This window comes from Azospirillum sp. SYSU D00513 (assembly GCF_017356015.1).
Taxonomy (GTDB): Bacteria; Pseudomonadota; Alphaproteobacteria; order Azospirillales; family Azospirillaceae; genus Azospirillum.
Window position 1 is genome coordinate 1 of record NZ_JAFIQV010000103.1, and the last position, 2,155, is coordinate 2,155.

The following is a 2,155-nucleotide window of genomic DNA, read 5'->3' on the forward strand; positions in this document are numbered from 1 at the left end:
TCCCACCACCGTTCCCGTTCCCACCACCGTTCCCGTTCCCACCACCGTTCCCGTTCCCACCACCGTTCCCGTTCCCACCACCGTTCCCGTTCCCACCACCGTTCCCGTTCCCACCACCGTTCCCGGCACCACCGCCGTTCCCGGCACCACCACCGTCCCCGCCACCACCGCCGTTCCCGCCACCACCGCCGTTCCCGCCACCACCGTTTCCGCCACCACCACCGTCCCCGCCACCACCACTGTTCCCACTGCTGCCGCCTCCACCACCTCCACCGGACCCGCCGCCTCCCGTGCCGCCGCCATTGCCGGTGCCGCCGGAATTTCCGCCTCCGTCGCCGCCACCTCCTCCCGTGCCCCCGTCGCCGGAGCCCGAGCCCGAGTCGCCGCTCCCGCTTCCAAGGCCACCCGCGCCGCGTTCGGCGGAGGCGTTGCTGGAGCCGAAGTTCGGCTTCTTCCATTGGGGCAGGGGCGGCGGGCGTGGCGGCAGGACCGTGTTGAGCGCCATGGCGTCGCCGCACATCCCGTTCGCCTTGGCCTCCGCCAGCGCCCTGGAGCTCAACGTCCAGCAATCGACGACGGTGCCCTTGCCGCCGGTGGTCACGCAGCCGCTCAGCGCCAGGGCGAGGCCGCCGAGGATCCAGAGGCTTCCGGTGTGTGTTCCATGCCGTTCGGCCATAGCGTCCGTCCCCAGACCAGATCTTCGCTCGAGGAACAAAGGTAACGGCGGGGACAGCCGGTCCCGCCCGGGCTGCGGATGAGGCAACCCGGCTGCCCGGCCGCGCGGGAATCGGAACGAGAGGTGCGGGGAGTAGGGGTTAGCCCGGATCGGGCAGGGGAGCGGACGCCGACGCCGACGCCGATGCCCGGCCGTCGCGGACGATCAGCCGCGCGGCCAGCAGAGTCGCGGCCGTGCCGACCAGCGCGCCCGCCACGACGTCCGAGAGCCAATGGCGGTCGCGCAGAACGCGGCCCGCCGACAGCACGGCCGCGCAGCCGAAGGCGACTCCGGCGACCAGCGGATCCTCGAAGGAGGTGGCGACCGCCGTCGCCGCCGCGAAGGCGCTGCCCGCGTGGCCGGACGGGAAGGAGCGCCCTTGCGAGCCGGCGCCCCATTGCCGCGCGCTGCCGCAATCGTCGGGGCGCCCGCGCGGCAGGGTGGCCTTGATGGCGCTGTTCACCAGCGCCGCACCCGCCAGCCCGGCGAGGCCGACCATGCCGGCACGGCGCAGGCGCGGCTTCCGGCAGCGGCCGCCGATTCCCCACAGGCCGGCGAAGGCCGGGATCAGGACATGACGCTTGATGGCGTAGCGCCCGAGGACGGCGACCGGCCCGGTGCGGTTCGCCGGGCGGGCCAGGCAGTTGCCCCGCGCCGCCTCGTCCAGGCGGCAGATCCAGTCCAGGGCGACGGGAAAAGCTGTCTTTTTCCGCCCCCTCCGCTCACCACCGTCCAGCCGCCCATCGCCCAGTTGCCCATAGGCCAGCCGCCCATCGTCCAGCCGCAACGTCCGTCTCCCGCCTGCTCCGTTCCGGGCAACGGCGCGGCGGGCGGGCTGTTCCGCGCGCCGGGTGGAACGGTGCCGGATGAAGGTGTTGGAGGCGGACGGACCGCTCAGATCAGCTCCAGCGCGATGACCGCCAGCAGCGCGATGACCGCCCAGAGGCCGAAGCGCTCGCTCTGGCGGCGGCGTTCCCAGTCGTTCAGCATGAATCGGATGGTGCTGGGGTGCAGCCTCAAGCCCCCCTCGGCGATCTGGGTCGCGGTGCGCTCGACCTCGCGGACGAGGTGCGGCAGGCGGCGGATCGTGGTGACGGCCCCTTCCAGGTCATCCAGGATCTGCGCCTCCGGGCCGCGGTTCTCGCGCATCCACTCCTCGATCAGCGGGCGCGCCAGTTCCCACATGTTGATGTTGGGGTTCAGGATGCGCCCGACGCCCTCGGCGGTCAGCATGCTCTTCTGGAGCAGCAGGAGCTGGGGCTGCGTCTCCATCTCGAACTGCTCGGTCACCGCGAAGAGCTGGGCCAGCAGCCGCCCGACCGAAATCTCGTTCAGGGGCTTGTTCTGGAGGGGCTCGCCGATGGCGCGGCAGGCCTGGGTGAAGATCTCGATGGACTGGTGGCGCGGCACGTAGCCGGCCTCGAAATGCACCTGCGCCAC

2 protein-coding genes and 1 pseudogene are annotated in these 2,155 nt (G+C 72.3%); all 3 read right to left on the reverse strand.

The window, feature by feature from the left end; translation table 11 throughout:
• A partial coding sequence (locus tag JUB11_RS32345) for a hypothetical protein (RefSeq protein WP_207462921.1) occupies window positions 1–342 on the reverse strand: 342 nt, incomplete at its 3' end.
• Window positions 343–815: 473 nt separating this feature from the next.
• Window positions 816–1,502, reverse strand: coding sequence for a phosphatase PAP2 family protein (locus tag JUB11_RS32350; protein ID WP_207462922.1), 687 nt, complete (start codon window positions 1,500–1,502; stop codon window positions 816–818).
• Window positions 1,503–1,609: 107 nt separating this feature from the next.
• Window positions 1,610–2,155 (reverse strand): annotated as a pseudogene (locus JUB11_RS32355) (2-polyprenylphenol 6-hydroxylase); the annotation flags it as partial.